This window comes from Alkalihalobacillus sp. NPDC127517 (genome assembly GCF_050276055.1).
Lineage (GTDB): Bacteria > Bacillota > Bacilli > Bacillales > Bacillaceae_D > Alkalicoccobacillus.
Window position 1 is genome coordinate 160,122 of sequence record NZ_JBNNQX010000002.1, and the last position, 17,320, is coordinate 177,441.

Genomic DNA, 17,320 nt, shown 5'->3' on the forward strand with positions numbered 1-17,320 from the left:
TTCATTGCAATCGCTAAAGTGCTCATTTTCGGAATTGCGAACGAACGTTCTGTACATATTTATAAATATATACTAGGGATATTATTTCCTTCACTTAATATATTTAAAAATGTTTAATCTACGTTAAAATCATTCAAAGCCTTTTCTAAAATAGCATGGGACCTAACCATTTCATCGAATGCTTCTTGTTTGATTCTATGAGCTTTATCGCCATCTCGAAAGTAATAAACATTTACTTCTTGGAAAGAGTCCGCGCGCAATTTTCGTTTAGTAGAGCGTAATACACCTTCCTCTATTAATTCATAGAGAGCTCGATATAACTCTGCATGATTTGGGGAAAATCCATAAGGTTTAAATTGTTTTTTTAATTCCTCTAGCATTTGGGTACCATATGGTCTGCCATCTTCAATAAATGATATTAGATACGCTTTTAAGAATAATCGTTGCTTAATTAAAAAGCCAGTTGATACTCTTTTACGATTCATTCTAAGTCCCCTCCCCTTATTATACTAATTGTATAATAGTGACGAATAAAGAGATACGATTTTTTCTAAAAAAAGCCTTCTTGCACGATAATTCGTCAAGAAGGCCCCTACTATGCTATTTTTTGTTCTTATATAAATACATGGTTAGTGGTGCGAAGATGACGAAAAGAATCGCTGAAGCTAATAACACCCAACCAACTTCTGACGCCGTCACTGAACCGTACATGCATCCTCTTACGGCAGTCACTAAGAGTGAGATAGGATTCACATCTACGAACCCTTGAAGTAATTTAGGAAGAGTTTGTGGATCTACAAACACATTACTTACAAAAGTTAATGGAAATAGCACCATCATACTTACCATCATTAGAGATTTATCTGAACGCATAATGATGCCAAGAGTCGTCCAGATCCATGAAAGGCTGAAGCAAAAAATAAGTATAAGACCTAAGGCTGCTAGAACACCCATGAATCCTCCCTCTGGTCTGAAGCCTAGCAACAATCCTAAAAGGATCATGATTGTTGAAGCCATTAAATATCGTACGGCATCTACAAGCAAAGCACCAACTAAAGCAGACGGTAACCAGATTGGTAATGTTCTAAAGCGATCAAACACACCTTTTCGAATATCATTGTTCAAGTCTAGACCTGTGTACATCGTGATTTGCGCAACAGTCATGACTAAAATACCTGGCAACAAAAATTGTAAGTACTCACCTGTTGAGCCGGCAATGGCTCCCCCGAACAAGTATGTGAACATTAATAGAAAAATAATCGGGAACATCGTAACATCGAACAATTGTTCTGGTATATGTTTAATTCGCAGTAATGCTCTTGATGAAAAGGTTAATGATGATGATAGCGGACTAGGACGTGGCGGTCTAACACTTGATGCAATGGTATCTTGGAGTTTTTGATCTGCCTCGATTTTGTGGCTCATTTCACATCACCCACTTCTGAGGGAGTAATTTGACCTGTTAATGTAAGAAAAACCTCATCCAGACTTGGTTGACCTAGCGAGAAATCAACTAGTGATATGCCTGCTTCATCAAGTGTATTAAGAGCCTTCATCACAATGGATGAGTGAGTAACCTGACAAGAAAGTGAGGTAGAATCTGATCCGATATGTATCGGTCCTTCAACGATGGTTTCTAACAAGGTTACCGCCCTTGTGCTTTCTTCACTGTCGGCTAAACGTACTTGGAAGGTTCCTGACCCAACAGATGCTTTTAGCTCATCACTCGTTCCTTCTGCAATGATCTTTCCTTGATTGATGACTGCAATTCGATCTGCAAGTTGATCGGCTTCTTCTAAGTATTGAGTCGTCAATAGAACCGTTGTGCCGGCTTTAACCAACGCACGAACAATATCCCATACTTGATTGCGACTCCTTGGATCAAGTCCTGTTGTTGGTTCATCAAGAAAAAGAAGTTCTGGTGTCACCACGATACTTGCCGCGATATCGATACGTCTTCGCATACCTCCTGAATACTTTTTCACCTGTCTTTTAGCTGCATCTTCTAAACTAAAAGCATGTAACAACTCCATCGCACGTTCCTTTGCTTGTCTGCGAGAAAATCCCATTAAACGTGCAATTAGAACTAAGTTTTCAATCCCTGTTAAATCTTCATCGATTGAAGCATATTGACCAGTTAAGCTAATTCGACTACGCACCTCTGCTGATTCTGTAGCTAAATCGTAACCGAAAATGTTTGCTCTGCCACCGTCTAAAGGTAACAATGTTGACAACATACGAATGGTTGTTGTTTTACCTGCACCGTTTGGGCCCAAAAAGCCATAAACCGTTCCTTTTTTTATGGATAGATCAACACCATCTACTGCACGGTGATCAGCAAATACCTTGACTAGACCCTTTGCTTCAATGGCTAGTTCTGAATTTCCTTCTTGAATCAATACTTTGCACCACCCTTATGAGTACTTTAAATAACCAACTATAGGCCATTATTCTTAGTAAACCACAACTTTATTCATATTGTTGGTATTTCGTATAAAGAACATAAATTATTTAGAGTCTTTTTAAAAGTGATTATAAAAAGAGTATTCTTCTACTCCTATCAAAAAAACCACCCTAGCGCCATGATGCTGTGCTTAGGATGGTTCGAAAATACTCTATTCTTTTACTGCACCACTGGCAATTCCGGCAATAAAGTATCGCTGCAGGAATAAAAACATAATGAAAATCGGGAGAACCGAGATGGCAGCTGCGAGCATCAATTGCCCGTAGTCAAGATTATCTTGACCAGCAAGGATTGATAAAACAATCGGTAAGGTGTACATATCCTCTGTTACGATTGCAACGAGTGGCCATAAGAAATTATTCCACTGATGAGTAAAAAGGAAGATTGATACAGCTCCAATGGCAGGTAACATCATGGGCAATGAAATCTGAAAGAAGATCCGATATTCCCCACACCCATCAATTCGTGCTGATTCTAGTAATGAATCTGGAATGGACTTCATGCTTTGCCTCATTAGAAAAATAGCAAATGGATAGGCAAGCTGCGGCAAAATAATCGCGCTGTATGAGTTTAAGATGCCAATGTTTGCAAACAATTCAAACTGCGGAATGATTAATGCCTGATACGGAATCATCATAGACACAAGCAGCATAGCAAACAGTGTTTTTCGACCCTTAAATTCGTATTTCGCGAAGGCATAACCTGCCGCTGCACTAAACAAGCCAGCAACTACAGTAAATGTAACTGTAATAATTGTTGAATTCCATAATGCTTGAAAGATATCAACGTTATCAATCAGGTTACGAAAGTTCGTAGCAAGTTGATCACCAGGGATTAGGTTAGGTGGCACAGATAACAAGGAGCCTGATGAATTGGTTGCCCCAACAACCATCCAATAAAATGGCCCAAGTGTGATGAATAAGCCAATTGCAATCACAAGGTACTTAGCCATTAACTTAAGAACTCGCATTAATCATCACCTGCCAGTTTAAATTGGATAAAGGATAGAATTGCTATGATGAGTACAACCACATAGGCAATAGATGAAGCGTAACCAAAGTCAAAGTACTCAAAACCATTCTCGTACAAATACATTGTAACTGTTGTGGTTGCGTTGATTGGTCCACCATCTGTTAAATTAAACGCTTCATCAAACAATTGGAATGTACCAATTGTTGACATGACGAAAGCAAAGAGAAGAACAGGTTTTAGCTGAGGAAGTGTAATAGAGAAGAACTTCCTGAGTGGTGTCGCTCCATCAATACTTGCAGCTTCATACAGGTCTTTTGGAATGACTTGAAGTCCTGCAAGAATGATAATCATGTTATAGCCTGTCCATCTCCAAATCGTGACGATAATGAGCGAAACCTTTGCCCAGAACGGATCATTTAACCAAGGAATGCGGTCGATCCCAATCGATTGAAGGATGAAATTCAAAATCCCAAAGTCTTGATTCAAGATTAATAGAAAGATCACAGCTGCCGCTACTAGTGATGTTACAGTTGGGGTGAAAAATGCAACTCGTAAAACACCTTTGAAGCGGTGGATTCCACTATGAAGAACATTGGCTAATATAACTGCCAGCATGATCATGATTGGAACTTGAAAAATTAGAATGATAAAGGTATTTAACAACGACTCATAAAACAAGCTATCCTGAAACAAACGAATGTAGTTTTCAAATCCAGCAAATGTGTTAACTCCTTCTACGTTTGTGGTGAAACTTAGAATAAGAGAATACACAATAGGATAACCAGTAAAAAGCAAAAAGAGTATAATCGCTGGTGCTACAAACACATAAGGTGCCAAGCCTACTTTATTTCTGGTTTTCTTTGGTTTGGACGTTCGAGGTGCTTTGGTTTTTGGAGTGACGGTATTACTCATCGCTTACCTCCCGTCCGGTTGCCGCTTCCAATCGATTTGCCGCTGTTTCAAGCGCTTCGTCTATGGGGACATCCTGTAAGATGACTCGTCCAATCGCATCATTAAATGTGTTTTGTGCCCGTAAGTAATCGTCTGTAAAGTTAACAACAGGAAGATCTACTGCTTCTTCACCAAAGAGAGTAAACACTTCCTGACCTCCAAAGAAATCGTCTCCCTCTTCGAATTCTGGTCGTTCAATCGCTTCTATTAATGCGGGGTAAGCTCCGTATGATAAGGCTCCGTGAACTTGGTTGTCTACATTAACCGATGCGAACTCACCAAAAAGGTAAGCAGCTTCCTTGTTTGTAGAGACGGACGTGATAGCAAGGTTGGATCCCCCGTCATTTGCAGCAGTTAAGCCTCCCTCTTCAAAAGCAGGTAGCTTCATCACACGCCATAAACCCTCTTGCTCTGGCATCTGGTCTTCTATAATCCCTTTTTGCCAAGAACCGCTGATTACAGACGCTACTGCATCATTCTTAATGGCTGCATTCACCTCTTCGCCATTCGAAGCGTATAGAAATAAGCCTGCGTCATCCATTTCTTTTAACTTCTCCATTGCTTGTAGGGCTGCATATGTATTGGCTGTAATCCGCCCATCTAAATCAAAATAAAACAAATCTTGTTGTTGAAGCATGGCACGATAGAACTGTGTATCCCCAGTGAGTTGAATCCCTGTCATCAACGTACCAGTCCGTTCTAACATTTGTTCACCTGCTTCAATGTAATCATCCCATGTGACGATATCATTGGCATCGATTCCAGCTTCCTCAAATAAATCCGCCCGGTAAAAGACTGCCATGGGTCCAGTATCTCGCGGGAATGCCATAACGCCACCTTCGTCATTAATAAGAGGTGAGATTTTTCCTTCAACAAACTTATCTCGGTGCTCGTCAAAGCCCATATCAGATAAATTAACGAAGCTCTCTTGGAAGTTGTCCATGTACAAATCAATCCGTTGATTTTCTACCTGAACAAGGTCAGGTAGCTGACTTTCCACACCTGCTGCTAAACCGGTGGTTAAACGTTGATACACTTGGTCTCCACTTAACTTCAAGATGTTCACTTGAATATCAGGATACAATTCTTCAAATTCTGGAACTAAATCAATTAAATAATCTGCTTCTAAATTCCAAGCCCAAACGGTTAATTCTCCAGTTGCTCCTTCAGTTTCATTTGTATTTTCGTTGTCGCTACAACCTGCAGTTAGAACTAAGACTACCGCTGCACTTAAAGGCCATTTAAGACGCATAATCTCCCTCCCTTATGATCGTGAAACGAATGTAAATACACTTTTGATAACGCTTCCATTATTAGCATATGGAAATTCATCCGTCAATTAACAACCCTTTTTATGGTTCATATTTTAGAAAAATGAACGTTCAATTTAATTGAGAAAAAGCGATTCCATCAACGGAAAATCGCTTTTACATTCAATCAAAAATAATTTAACATCATCGCTTCTCGTACTTCATTCATCGTCTCTTTAGCGATCAATTGAGTTCGCTCCGTTCCTGCCTGTACAATCTCTTTTATATAAGTAGGCTTTTGAGCGTACACGTCTCTTCGTTCTCGCATCGGTTCAAGCAATGTTTGAATACTTGCTGAAATCGCTGCTTTACACTCAACACAACCAAGCTGACCTTTTTGGCATCCTTCATAAATTTGTTCTGAGCCTTCTTGTCGAAACACAGTATGATAGGTATAGATTGGACAAATGTCCGGATGTCCGGGGTCTGATTTTCGGATCCGCGCAGGATCTGTTTTTGCTTTCTTAATTTGATCCATAATTTCTTGCTTTGTTGAATCCAAATTAATCGTGTTTCCTTTACTCTTGCTCATCTTACTATCTCCATCGAGCCCAATTAGCCTTGCACAATCACTTATGATCGCTTTAGGTTCAGTAAATACTGGCGCATAAAGCTGATTAAAACGCCTTAAGATTTTTCGTGTCTGTTCCATATGAGGAAGTTGATCCTCACCTACTGGTACGACGGTTGCCTTAGAAAATGCAATATCTGCCGTTTGGCTAATAGGATATCCTAAAAAACCATAATATAAATCGCTATACCCCTTTTCACTTGCTTCAGCTTTTATTGTTGGGTTATGTTTCAAAGAATTAACGGTTACAAACATTGAGAAATAGGATGTTAGTTCCGCAATTTCCGGGATAAGTGATTGTATAAAGATCGTAGACTGCTCCGGATCAATGCCTACTGATAAGTAATCGAGTGTGACTTGCTCCACGTGTTTTTTTAGAGTGTCCGGTTGTTTAAAATGAGTCGTTAATGCTTGAACATCAGCGAGCATAAAAAAGGAATCATAGGATCCTTGAAGCTCTACACGATTTTTTAAACTTCCTACATAATGCCCCAGATGAAGCTTGCCTGTTACACGGTCCCCAGTTAATAAACGTTCTTTCATCATATTGCCTCCTAGTTTATATTTTTTTCGATATAGGGTCCACCAACCATCATCCAATCGCATCACCTCCTTTAAAAATACAAAAAACCCCGTCCATAAAAGGACGAGGTTTCCGTGGTACCACCTTTGTTAACAACTAAAAAGCCATTCACTTCCGTACGGAGAATCAAATAAGTACTCGATACGTTTCAAAGTGGTAACGGGTCGAAACACCCGGCTACGTCTACTTTCCGTTCAACGTAGCAACTCAGAAGCCCATTCCACATAAGGAGGAGATTGGTTCGCACCACCCACCAACTCTCTTAACACCTCATCTTCTGTGTACTTACTCTTCTTCAACGCTTTTGATATACATTATTCGCTTAAATCAACATTATGGTACACTTGCTGAACATCTTCTAAATCCTCAAGCGCATCAATTAGTTTTTCAAATTGATCTTTGAATTCTTCTGGAATGGCCACATCGTTTTGTGCAAGCATCGTTAATTCAGCTACAGAGAATTCACTAACACCCGCGTTTTTAAGGACCTCTTGGACCGCATGGAATTGTTCAGGCTCTGCATATACAATCACCGTTTCATCTTCGGCAACGATATCCTTCACATCAACATCTTCTTCCATCATCAGCTCTAGTACGTCATCTTCTGTTTTTCCTTCTACACCGATAACCGATGCTGCATCAAACATGTAAGCAACTGAACCGCTCACTCCCATGTTTCCGCCGTTTTTACCAAATGCCGCACGAACATCAGATGCTGTCCGGTTTACATTGTTTGTTAATGTATCTACAATGATCATTGAACCATTTGGTCCAAACCCTTCATAACGAAGTTCATCGTAATTCTCATCTGAACCGCCTTTAGCTTTTTCAATCGCACGGTCAATAATTGCTTTTGGTACATTATATGTTTTCGCACGTTCTAGAACGACCTTTAACGCTTGGTTAGACTCTGGATCTGGTTCCCCTTGCTTGGCAGCTACATAGATCTCTCGACCAAACTTGGCATAAATTCGACTTGTGTTTGCATCCTTTGATGCTTTTTTTTCTTTAATATTATTCCATTTGCGTCCCATATTGAACACTCGCTTTCCCTTAAACTCACTTTTATCATATCCTAATTCTTAGGGTTCTGACAAGGTTTTAACGATGTCACCGAGAAGTATTTGTAAAATGCTGTTTTTAATTGGTATGAAAAGGGTATATTCGGTAAAGAATTGAGTGAGCTTATTAGGAGTGGATCATGATGAAAAAAGTAGAAATTAAAAAATTCGGCATTGGTAGTGTCCTAAAAAGTACGATCTATTTATATTTCATTCCAATTGTCTTTATCGTTCTTATTTTTGTTTTTGCGATCATTATCGGTGCAATTCAAGATGGGGCAGTAGCCTTTATGTCAATCCCAATTATGATATTTATGCTCATTTTGTATACCGCCCTGTACGCCGGCATCATTGCACTAATGACGCTTATCTACAACTGGCTAGCTGGTAAGTTCGGAGGATTAGTCGTGTCAATTGAGGAAAAAGAAGAATAAAAAAACGGACGCATGATATCGTGCGTCCATTTTTTTAGTTAACTTAACCAGTAATCCTGTCTAGTTTTTGATCATCCTCAAGAACAAGATCGGCGGTTAATTGACCAGACAATGTCACCATTGGTACCCCTCCACCTGGATGAGTTGAGCCTCCAACGAAGTAAAGGTTTTTAAGAAGTTGACTACGACTTGGAATTTTGAAACCACCATTTGTCTTCTTGTTAGCAGCGACACCATAGATTGAGCCTCCATTTGAGCCATATAGGCGATTAAGATCATTTGGAGTAAACGTATATTCAAATTCAATATGATCTCGAATGTTTTTGAGTCCGTTTCGCTCAAGCTTAGATAGAACAACCTCTCTATACTCCTCTTTAAACGTAGACCAATCATCACCTGGTTTAAGCGGTGGTACATGCGTTAAGATAAAGTGATTTTCTTTGCCAACTGGTGCGTGCGTGACATCTGACTTAGACGAAATGCCAATATAAATGGTTGGATCATCAGCTGGTCTTTTTTCATCAAAAATTTGTTTGAACTCAAGCTTTGGATCTTTAGAGAAAAAGAAATTGTGATGAGCAAGCTGAGGATACGTCTGGTCCATCCCTAGTAATAGGACTAATCCTGAGACACTTGGCTCAAATGATTGTAGTTTTTTTACCTCTTGTTTCGCTTGATTTGAATCTGGTACGAGCGTTTCATAAGCTGGAATGACTTCAAGGTTTGAAATAATAATATCACCATAGATGACATCCCCATTTTCAATTTGAACACCTTTTGCCACTCCGTTTGATTCAATAACTTGCGTGACTCGAGTATTGGTTGTATAACGAACATCAAGTTCTTCAAGTACCTTTTGCATTGCTCGAATGATATTATACATTCCACCTTTAACATAATGAACGCCGAGGCCAAATTGAACATATCCAAGCTGAGAAAGAACAGCTGGTGCTTGATAGGGTGAAGACCCTACATACATCACTAGGAAATCAAGTATTTGTTGTAAATGAGGATCACGAATGAATTTCTTTGTAGCCTGATTCAAACTTTTCATAGGATCCATGGCGAGTAAGTCTTTGAAGCTATGACTTGTTCGAAGATCCTTAAGACCAGACAAACTACGTTGATAAAAGCTCTTTGTACAAAGCTCATAAATCTGACTGCTGTAATGAATATAATCAAGAAATCCTGACTTATCTTCGGGAGAGATGCGATGAATCTCTTCTAGCATGCCAGGTAAATCTCCGTTTAAATCAATTGTGGTACCGTCTTCGAAAAAGGTTCGCCACTGTGGCTCTACACGTTTAACCGTTAGATAATCAGATAGGTTCTTCCCAGCACGCGTAAAGAGTTGTTCCAGTGTCCATGGCATCGTTAAAATCGAAGGACCAGTGTCAAACGTAAAACCTGAACCACTTCGGATATTACATTTTCCGCCAAGTCGTTCATTTGCCTCAAATAATTGAACATCATAGCCCTCGGCAGCAAGAGATATTGCAGATGATAAGCCGCCAATGCCTCCACCGATTACGATAACTTTTTTCTTCACTCTTCTCTACCCCTTTTTTCATTAGTAGATCCAAGGCAAGAGTATCCACCGCTTGTTTTTCCATTGAACATACTGACTGCCAAGCACGTTCTCAAGCATCTTTTCTTCAAGCTTAATCCGGTAAAGAATGGACGGAAGAACAAGAACAAGGGTGACAACCAGTCCGATCCAGGAAGCAAGGTAGAACGAGATACCAATCATACATAGGCATAGTCCAGTGTACAATGGATGGCGCACGAAACGATACGGTCCATGGCTGACAAGCGTTTTACTAGCAGATACGTGAACATGCCTTGTAAATTCTTGCTGTAACACAAGCATTGACCAGTATCTGAGAAACATACCTGCCCCGTAGAGAAATAAACTGAGCCACTGAAAAAAGAGAAAAAGATGAGTGACTACTTGCCATTCTTGCAAACCTATACAAAGTCCAATGGTCAAAATGATAGAGAAAAGAATATAATAAAAGCTTTTCAGCTCTTGGCGTGGTGACTTTTCCTTAGATTGAGGATTTCTGAACAGAATAAACTCCAATAGCCAAATCATACTTAAAAAGAGGAAAATCCACTCTTCGGTCGTCATGGTATTCCTTTCTATTCGTTAATTTGATGTTATTCGTTTAAAGGTGACTCTTGAGTACAATTGAATGATGATAGCAACGAGTACGACCGATGAAACAATGAACACGGCCTGATATGAAGGAATGATCATTACTCCTGTTACAATCAACAAACCACAGACAAAAAATGCCCTGCCTGCAAATCGATTAACGACAGCCCATACTTTATCGTTTTTGAGTGTATATTGGTTTCTGGCACCAAATACAAGATTAGGCTTAAGTTGAGGCATGATATTCCCGAGAATCATCAACAGCAAGCCAAGTGCAACCCCAAACACAAGCTCTGTGTCTATGGAAATACCTTGCCCTGTTAAAATAATAATTAAGTGACATACAAATAGAATACTCATTAATCCTCCGACTAATGCTATCTTCACAAGAGAAACCGTCCTTAAGTTGTTCGTTTGTTTGGATGTTAACAATGTAAGGCCTTTTGCTAGAATAAACAGAATCACCATTACAATTGGCATTAAACTTACAGCTGTTAAAGTAGGTACGCTTCTTGTTATGGCTTCTCCTGTCCAGTGAATAGCTAGCTGATCTGGAAGTCTCGGATAAGTAGCAATACTTAACGTCACTGCTGATAAAAATAAAAGAATGCCGATTATGTTTGCTTTCATTTTACTCATCTCCCTTAGGTTTAAATTGATAAAACCACGTAAATACATCCTGTAACACCGTTGTATTTAACGTATGGTAAATGTACTGACCGCGTTTATCTGCCGTCACCAGGTTTGCTTGCTTTAAAATCTGCAAGTGATGAGAAATACTAGGCTTACTCATCTTAAAATGATCGGCAATTTGAGTCGCTGTTAAACATCCTTCTTTACTTAATACACTCATAATCTCCCTTCTTGTCTCATCATTTAACGCTTTAAATAAATCATTCACATGTCTAGCTCCTCTAATTAGATAATTAAACAACTGTCTAATTATATCCTATCATAATTATATAGTTAAACAACTGTCTAATTACAAATTCATCCTTTTCTTTTGAAGAAATAAAAAAGAGACGTCCTCATAAATCAAGACGTCTCTCTCCTATACAATTAAATCATGACCTTACACATATCTTTAGTGAATTCAACTGGATCTTCTAGCGGTAATCCTTCAATTAGTAAAGCTTGGCTGTATAGCAAGTTTGTATAAAGCTTGAGCTTTTCTTGATCTGCTTCTTTAGCAGCTTGCAAAGCTTTAAAGACATCATGATTTGGGTTAATTTCTAACACCTTTTCAGCCTTCACATGTTGATTATCCGGCATCGCTTGAAGGACTTTTTCCATTTCAATGGTTACTTCACCTTCTGTAGCTAAAATCACCGGGTGCGTTTTTAAGCGCTTGGACAAACGAACATCTTTTACTTTACCCGCTAAGATGGTTTTCATCTCTTCAAATAGGTCTTTATTTGCATCTTGCTCTTCTTTAGATTCAGCAGAGTCATCCGCGTCAAGCTTCAAGTCTGCACTGGAAACAGATTGAAATTCTTTATCTTGATAGCTTTGCAGCATTTTGATCGCAAACTCATCTACATCTTCTGTAAAATATAGAATCTCATAGCCTTTATCAGCAACTAATTCTGTTTGAGGTAACTTAGCAATTCGCTCAACAGATTCTCCAGATGCATAATAAATTACGCTCTGATCTTCCTTCATACGAGTTACGTATTCTGAAAGTGACACTAATCCTTTTTCCGTAGAAGAGTGGAATAATAACAAGTCTTCTAGAACTTTTTTATGAGCGCCAAATTCATTATAGACACCAAACTTAAGCTGACGTCCAAAGGATTTGTAAAACCTCTCGTAGGCTTCTCGGTTGTTTTTAAGAAGTGACTGAAGTTGAGACTTGATTTTAGACTGAATGTTTTTCGCAATCAGTTTTAGCTGACGATCATGCTGCAGCATTTCACGAGAGATATTTAATGACAGATCTTCAGAGTCAACCATTCCTTTAACAAAGCTAAAAAAGTCAGGTAGTAGGTCTGCACATTTCTCCATAATTAATACGCCATTTGCATACAATTCAAGTCCTTTTTCATACTCCTTTGAGTAGAAATCAAATGGTGTACTTTCAGGAATAAACAAGATGGAATTATAGCGAACGGCACCATCCACACTTAAATGAATATGCTCGAGTGGTTTATCGAACCCATATCGCTTATCCTGATAGAATTGCTCATAATCTTCTTTTTTGAGCTCGCTTTTATTCTTACGCCAAATTGGCACCATGCTGTTAATGATTTGTTCTTCTTGAACTTCTTCTGTTTCTCCCTCTTCGCCATCTGCTTTTGGCTTGTAGGTCGTTACGTTCATTTTAATTGGATAGCGTATGAAGTCTGAATATTTTTTAACGATGGACGTTAAGCGATGTTCATCAAGAAACTCATCAAAGGATTCATCCTCAGTGTTTTCTTTAATATGTAGGGTAATTTCTGTTCCTGGTACATCCTTTGTTGCTTCTTCAATGGTATAGCCATCACTTCCGTCAGACTGCCACTTAAACGCTTGATCTGCGTCTACAGACTTACTAATCACACTTACTTGATCAGCCACCATAAATGCTGCGTAAAAACCAACACCAAACTGCCCAATGATGTCATGACCATCTTTCATCTCGTTTGTTTTTTTAAATCCTAATGAGCCACTTTTCGCAATCGTTCCTAAATTGGCTTCTAGCTCATCCTTTGTCATACCGATTCCAGTATCCGTTAATGTAAGCGTACGGGCGTCTTTATCTGCTGAGATATGAATCGCATACCGATCCTGTTCAAAGCTAATCGCTTCATCTGTTAATGCGCGATAGTACAACTTATCAATGGCGTCACTAGAGTTAGAAATCAACTCACGAAGAAAAATCTCTTTCTGCGTGTAAATCGAATTGATCATCATCTCTAATAGACGTTTGGATTCAGCTTGGAACTGCTTTTTTTCCATCTTTTAAACACACCCTTCATTGATATGATTTTTTTTAGCACTCGACTATAACGAGTGCTAATCTACTATCATTTTACACATTTAACGTGTATCGTCAACCGTTTCAATTCAATGAGTATAAAACGGTTAAACGAGAACAAACTACTATCACCTGTGTTCACTGAGAGGAGCGAAAAACATGGATCAGATGATTCATTTTAGTACAGATACAGACTATAACAAAAAGGTTCTTCACACGTTTTTCGCTAACCAATCAGATTTTGGTGAACGACATTTTTATATGATCGAGTTAAATAAATCCTGTTCATTCTATTTTTTAAAATCCAGGACAAACTTCACAACACTTATGACCTTCATTCAAAAGCTCGAAAAAGTAACTCCTTCACTATTTCAAGAACTAACTCAAGATGAAGTACTGAAAAAATCCTTAGATACCTATTCCTATCAAACAACGTACAACCTCACAGATTGCATCCGGTTTATCTTTGAAGGGAAATCGGTCTTAGTCGTTGAGACTTCAGCTGAAGTCTATGTGTTTGATACGGCAAATAATATTAAAAGAAGCGTTCAAGATTCCGCAAGTGAAAAAGTAATTCGAGGTCCTAAGCTTTCATTTATAGAGAGTATTACTGACAATGTTGGGTTGATTCGTCAACTTACACGAGATCAAAACATCATCGTAGTTGATCATCAAATTGATGTACAAAATAATGAGAAGTTGGTCCAATACTTATACAATCAAAAGCAAGTAAGTGAAGAATTATTAAAAGAAGTAAAGAAGCGCTTGTCTGCCATTAACACGAGCAATTTAGAGGATTCGGGTATGTTAGAGGAGTTACTTGAGGACAATACGTTATCTCCTTTTCCCCAAATGCAGAACACAGAACGACCAGATCGTGTGATCGCAGCACTAAACGAAGGAAGAGTGGCCATGTTTATTGATGGCTCTCCGTTTGCCCTAATTATGCCGACCACCTTTGACTTGCTTCTTCAATCTCCGGATGATTATTATGAACGCTGGCTTGCAGCCAGTTTTGTGCGAGTTCTTAGATACTTATCCATTTTCCTCACATTATTTCTCTCTGCCTTTTATATTTCGCTTGTATCGTTTAATCAAGGATTATTGCCAACAGAGCTTGCAATCACAATCGCTGGTACAAGACAAAACATTCCCTTTCCTCCATTTATTGAAGCAATCATTATGGAGATTACAATCGAGCTATTAAGAGAAGCAGGAATCAGACTCCCAACGCCATTAGGTCAAACCATTGGACTTGTTGGGGGAGTTATTATTGGGCAAGCCGCGGTAGAAGCAAATATTGTGAGTTCGCTAATGGTCATCATCATTGCTATTACAACGATTACTTCTTTTACTGTACCTCAGTACAGTTTCGGGCTTTCTTTTCGAATGCTACGATTTGGTGCGATGATATCGGCTGCGATCTTTGGATTATTTGGAACGGTTTGCTTCTTTATTTGGTTGACAATTCACTTATCTAGTTTAAAAAGTTTTGGAACGGATTACTTCTCATTCCAATTTTCCATTTCAAGAAAAAAATTCTTAGATCTGTTTTTGCGATTGCCTAAAAAGATTCGATCTGCTCAGTAAAGGAGGAATAGCCTGTGGAAAAACAAGAAATCAAATCACTAACAACTTTTCAATTAACCGTTCTTTTAATCAATTGTATGTTAGGTGTTGGGTTTCTCGTCATTCCCAGGCATTTAACAGTCACTACCAACTCTCCTGATGGCTGGATTTCTCTACTTATAGCAGGTTTAGTTGTTTTGATAGCCGTGCTCCTTTTGTTTTATTTTTTTCAAAAGCATGAAGTGAAAGATATTGTAGAATATAGCGAATTGGCATTTGGTTCATTAGTTAGTAAAGGGCTTTGTATTTTGTTAATTTGTTATTTTGCGTCACTTATTGGATATGAAGCAGTAGCAATGAGTGAAATGGTTCGCTTCTTTTTATTAGAGAAAACACCTCAAATGCTAGTGATCTTCATCATCATCTTTCTTGCGGCGTATCTTGCTACAAAGGAATTTTCAACACTTGTACGGGTATGTACATTTTTCCTCCCTTTTTGTATCATTGTTGTTATTTTTATCTTCATTTCTGGATTTGAAGAAGTGAATATAAATAACTTACGACCAGTTCTGCACCGAGGATTTACTCCCATTTTAGAAGGATTTTTTAATACGACTCTGACGTATTTAGGACTTGAATCGTTACTAGTGCTAACAGCTTTTACAACAGCTAAAACGAAAAAAGTTCGAGCAGCAACGATTGCAATAGGAAGCACGTCTCTTCTTTACTGCGTTACATATGTCATTGTTGTAGGAGCCTTAAGTTATCAAGAGGTCATGACATTAACTTGGCCAACGATTTCATTTATCCAAACGTTTAGTATTCACGGGATACTCATTGAGCGATTGGACTCGTTATTATTGTCTACTTGGATTCTTCAATTTTTTACCCTTTGTGCAATCAACATGTTTAATTGCTGTTATGTGGCTCAGAAACGATTTTCTATTCAACCACTTTTCACTTGCATCATAGTTGTGATCCTTGCGTTTCTTATTGCGTATATTCCAGAGGATACAGCTGAAATTGTGCTTCTATCCTACATTGTCGATCGAAGTGGGTTCTTTTGCTTAGTTGGATTACCCCTTATTTGCTTTATCACTGTTAGTATCAAAAAGAAGGTGGCTTCATGAAAACATTCGGCTCACGATTCTTTGTGTTATTGGTTGTAATTACCCTTCTAACTGGCTGTTGGGATAGCAGAAGCATAGAGGATATTTCAATCGTTATAGGGTTAGGCATTGATTTAGATAAGGATAGCGACCACATTTCATTAGCCCATCAAATCATTGTTCCTCCTAGTAATGGCGGGGACAGTTCTCAAGGATCTCCATTTAAAAACATCTATACATCAGGAAAAACGGTACATAGTGCCATTCGAAATTTAGCCTTACGTGATGACCCTGTTTACAGTGATCATCAGAGAATTTTGCTCATTCAAAAAGAAGTCTTACGGAAGTACTCTCTAGATGAAGTGATTAATCAGTTAGTGAAGGATGATAAAACGCGGAGGAGTTTATATGTGTTTATTACGGATGAATCCATTAAAGAAGTTTTCTCCACTTCTGATATTGACGAAATTCCATCGAACCAATTATACAGCTTAATCGAAAATCGTTCGCGATCTACAAAGATTCTACCTGCCGTCTCACTAGGGAAAGTTTCTTCAAATTTACAAAAGAATGCAAGTTTTGTTTTACAGGATGTACAAATCATTAATCAACAAATTGCCCTTTCTGGAGGGGGAATTATAGACAACGGTCGCATTATGGAACAAGGGTTGACGGTCGATGACATTGCAACACTAAATTGGTTTACTGGAGACCTTGATGGCGGTGTTATTTCAACGATTGAGAAAGGAATGCCTCTTGCTTTTGAGATTTTAGATGAGGTTAAAGTGAAGGTGACATCTGAGTATAAAGAGGACCAGATCTTTATATCAGTGCATTCAGAGACAGTTGGAAGAATTTCAGAGGATTGGAATGAGCAAGAGGATTCGTTTACAGAATCTTATAGTAAGAATCGAGAAAAAGCGGTGGAAAAGGAGATTGAAGATCGTGTCCTTGATTTTATTCATAAATTACAAACAGAATTAAAAGTTGATGCCACTAATCTTTCAGAATACATGCGTGTGCAACAACCCGATTTTTGGGAAAAACATAAAAAGGATTGGAATCAATATTTCTGCGAGTCGGATATCTCCTTTTCAGTCTCTGTCACCGTCGAGGATTTTGGAACAAAGGGGTCGACTAAAAAAATGAAAAATGAAATGTGATATGATAAGGGCGACA

At 38.6% G+C, this 17,320-nt stretch carries 17 protein-coding genes and 1 other annotated feature; of the genes, 4 read left to right on the forward strand and 13 right to left on the reverse strand.

The genetic code is table 11. The features are described from left to right. Positions 1–113: 113 nt before the first annotated feature. From ACQKKO_RS02735 to ACQKKO_RS02770, 8 genes are all read right to left on the reverse strand, one after another. Positions 114–485 (reverse strand): Replication termination protein, encoded by a 372-nt coding sequence (locus ACQKKO_RS02735; protein ID WP_498644082.1) that lies wholly within the window; start codon positions 483–485, stop codon positions 114–116. Between the two features lie 115 nt (positions 486–600). After that, on the reverse strand, positions 601–1,425 hold the full coding sequence (locus ACQKKO_RS02740) for an ABC transporter permease (RefSeq protein WP_498644084.1): 825 nt from the start codon (positions 1,423–1,425) through the stop codon (positions 601–603). Further along, entirely contained in the window at positions 1,422–2,399 is a 978-nt protein-coding gene (locus ACQKKO_RS02745; RefSeq protein ID WP_498644086.1) for an ATP-binding cassette domain-containing protein, read from the reverse strand. The genes ACQKKO_RS02740 and ACQKKO_RS02745 overlap by 4 nt, the downstream gene beginning before the upstream one ends. A 216-nt stretch (positions 2,400–2,615) precedes the next feature. Then, positions 2,616–3,434 (reverse strand): carbohydrate ABC transporter permease, encoded by an 819-nt coding sequence (locus ACQKKO_RS02750; protein WP_498644088.1) that lies wholly within the window; start codon positions 3,432–3,434, stop codon positions 2,616–2,618. Then, positions 3,434–4,348: a carbohydrate ABC transporter permease gene (locus ACQKKO_RS02755; RefSeq protein ID WP_498644090.1), complete on the reverse strand. Its 915-nt coding sequence runs from the start codon at positions 4,346–4,348 to the stop codon at positions 3,434–3,436. Before ACQKKO_RS02755 ends, ACQKKO_RS02750 begins: the two co-directional genes overlap by 1 nt. Next, the gene (locus tag ACQKKO_RS02760; protein WP_498644092.1) at positions 4,341–5,639 is read right to left on the reverse strand and encodes an ABC transporter substrate-binding protein; all 1,299 of its coding nucleotides are present in this window, start codon (positions 5,637–5,639) and stop codon (positions 4,341–4,343) included. Before ACQKKO_RS02760 ends, ACQKKO_RS02755 begins: the two co-directional genes overlap by 8 nt. Before the next feature lie 185 nt (positions 5,640–5,824). Beyond that, positions 5,825–6,811: a tryptophan--tRNA ligase gene (gene trpS / locus ACQKKO_RS02765; RefSeq protein WP_498644094.1), complete on the reverse strand. Its 987-nt coding sequence runs from the start codon at positions 6,809–6,811 to the stop codon at positions 5,825–5,827. Positions 6,812–6,907: 96 nt separating this feature from the next. Then, positions 6,908–7,159, reverse strand: a binding site (T-box leader). Positions 7,160–7,165: 6 nt separating this feature from the next. Beyond that, positions 7,166–7,885, reverse strand: a complete 720-nt coding sequence (locus ACQKKO_RS02770) for a YebC/PmpR family DNA-binding transcriptional regulator (RefSeq protein ID WP_498644096.1) — start codon at positions 7,883–7,885, stop codon at positions 7,166–7,168. Positions 7,886–8,055: 170 nt separating this feature from the next. Between ACQKKO_RS02770 and ACQKKO_RS02775 the strand changes: the two genes are divergently transcribed. After that, the gene (locus tag ACQKKO_RS02775) at positions 8,056–8,346 is read left to right on the forward strand and encodes a hypothetical protein (RefSeq protein ID WP_498644098.1); all 291 of its coding nucleotides are present in this window, start codon (positions 8,056–8,058) and stop codon (positions 8,344–8,346) included. Between the two features lie 43 nt (positions 8,347–8,389). Here the strand turns inward: ACQKKO_RS02775 and ACQKKO_RS02780 are convergent, their stop codons facing one another. From ACQKKO_RS02780 to htpG, 5 genes are all read right to left on the reverse strand, one after another. Beyond that, positions 8,390–9,895: a phytoene desaturase family protein gene (locus ACQKKO_RS02780; protein WP_498644100.1), complete on the reverse strand. Its 1,506-nt coding sequence runs from the start codon at positions 9,893–9,895 to the stop codon at positions 8,390–8,392. Between the two features lie 21 nt (positions 9,896–9,916). Then, on the reverse strand, positions 9,917–10,477 hold the full coding sequence (locus ACQKKO_RS02785; RefSeq protein WP_498644102.1) for a methyltransferase family protein: 561 nt from the start codon (positions 10,475–10,477) through the stop codon (positions 9,917–9,919). Between the two features lie 18 nt (positions 10,478–10,495). Next, the gene (locus tag ACQKKO_RS02790) at positions 10,496–11,134 is read right to left on the reverse strand and encodes an SdpI family protein (RefSeq protein WP_498644104.1); all 639 of its coding nucleotides are present in this window, start codon (positions 11,132–11,134) and stop codon (positions 10,496–10,498) included. Position 11,135: 1 nt separating this feature from the next. Beyond that, positions 11,136–11,405, reverse strand: a complete 270-nt coding sequence (locus tag ACQKKO_RS02795) for an autorepressor SdpR family transcription factor (RefSeq protein WP_498644106.1) — start codon at positions 11,403–11,405, stop codon at positions 11,136–11,138. A 158-nt stretch (positions 11,406–11,563) separates the two neighbouring features. Beyond that, complete coding sequence (gene htpG, locus ACQKKO_RS02800) at positions 11,564–13,444, reverse strand: molecular chaperone HtpG (RefSeq protein ID WP_498644108.1); 1,881 nt, start codon at positions 13,442–13,444, stop codon at positions 11,564–11,566. 178 nt (positions 13,445–13,622) lie between these two features. On the opposite strand from htpG, the gene ACQKKO_RS02805 reads away from it, so the two are divergent. The 3 genes from ACQKKO_RS02805 to ACQKKO_RS02815 are packed head-to-tail and all read left to right on the forward strand — an operon-like array spanning position 13,623 to position 17,304. Further along, positions 13,623–15,053 carry a spore germination protein gene (locus ACQKKO_RS02805; RefSeq protein WP_498644110.1) on the forward strand — a complete coding sequence of 477 codons (1,431 nt, stop codon included), beginning with the start codon at positions 13,623–13,625 and terminating at the stop codon, positions 15,051–15,053. A 14-nt stretch (positions 15,054–15,067) separates the two neighbouring features. Then, the gene (locus ACQKKO_RS02810) at positions 15,068–16,162 is read left to right on the forward strand and encodes a GerAB/ArcD/ProY family transporter (RefSeq protein WP_498644112.1); all 1,095 of its coding nucleotides are present in this window, start codon (positions 15,068–15,070) and stop codon (positions 16,160–16,162) included. Beyond that, positions 16,159–17,304: a Ger(x)C family spore germination protein gene (locus ACQKKO_RS02815; RefSeq protein ID WP_498644114.1), complete on the forward strand. Its 1,146-nt coding sequence runs from the start codon at positions 16,159–16,161 to the stop codon at positions 17,302–17,304. The genes ACQKKO_RS02810 and ACQKKO_RS02815 overlap by 4 nt, the downstream gene beginning before the upstream one ends. Positions 17,305–17,320 lie beyond the last annotated feature (16 nt).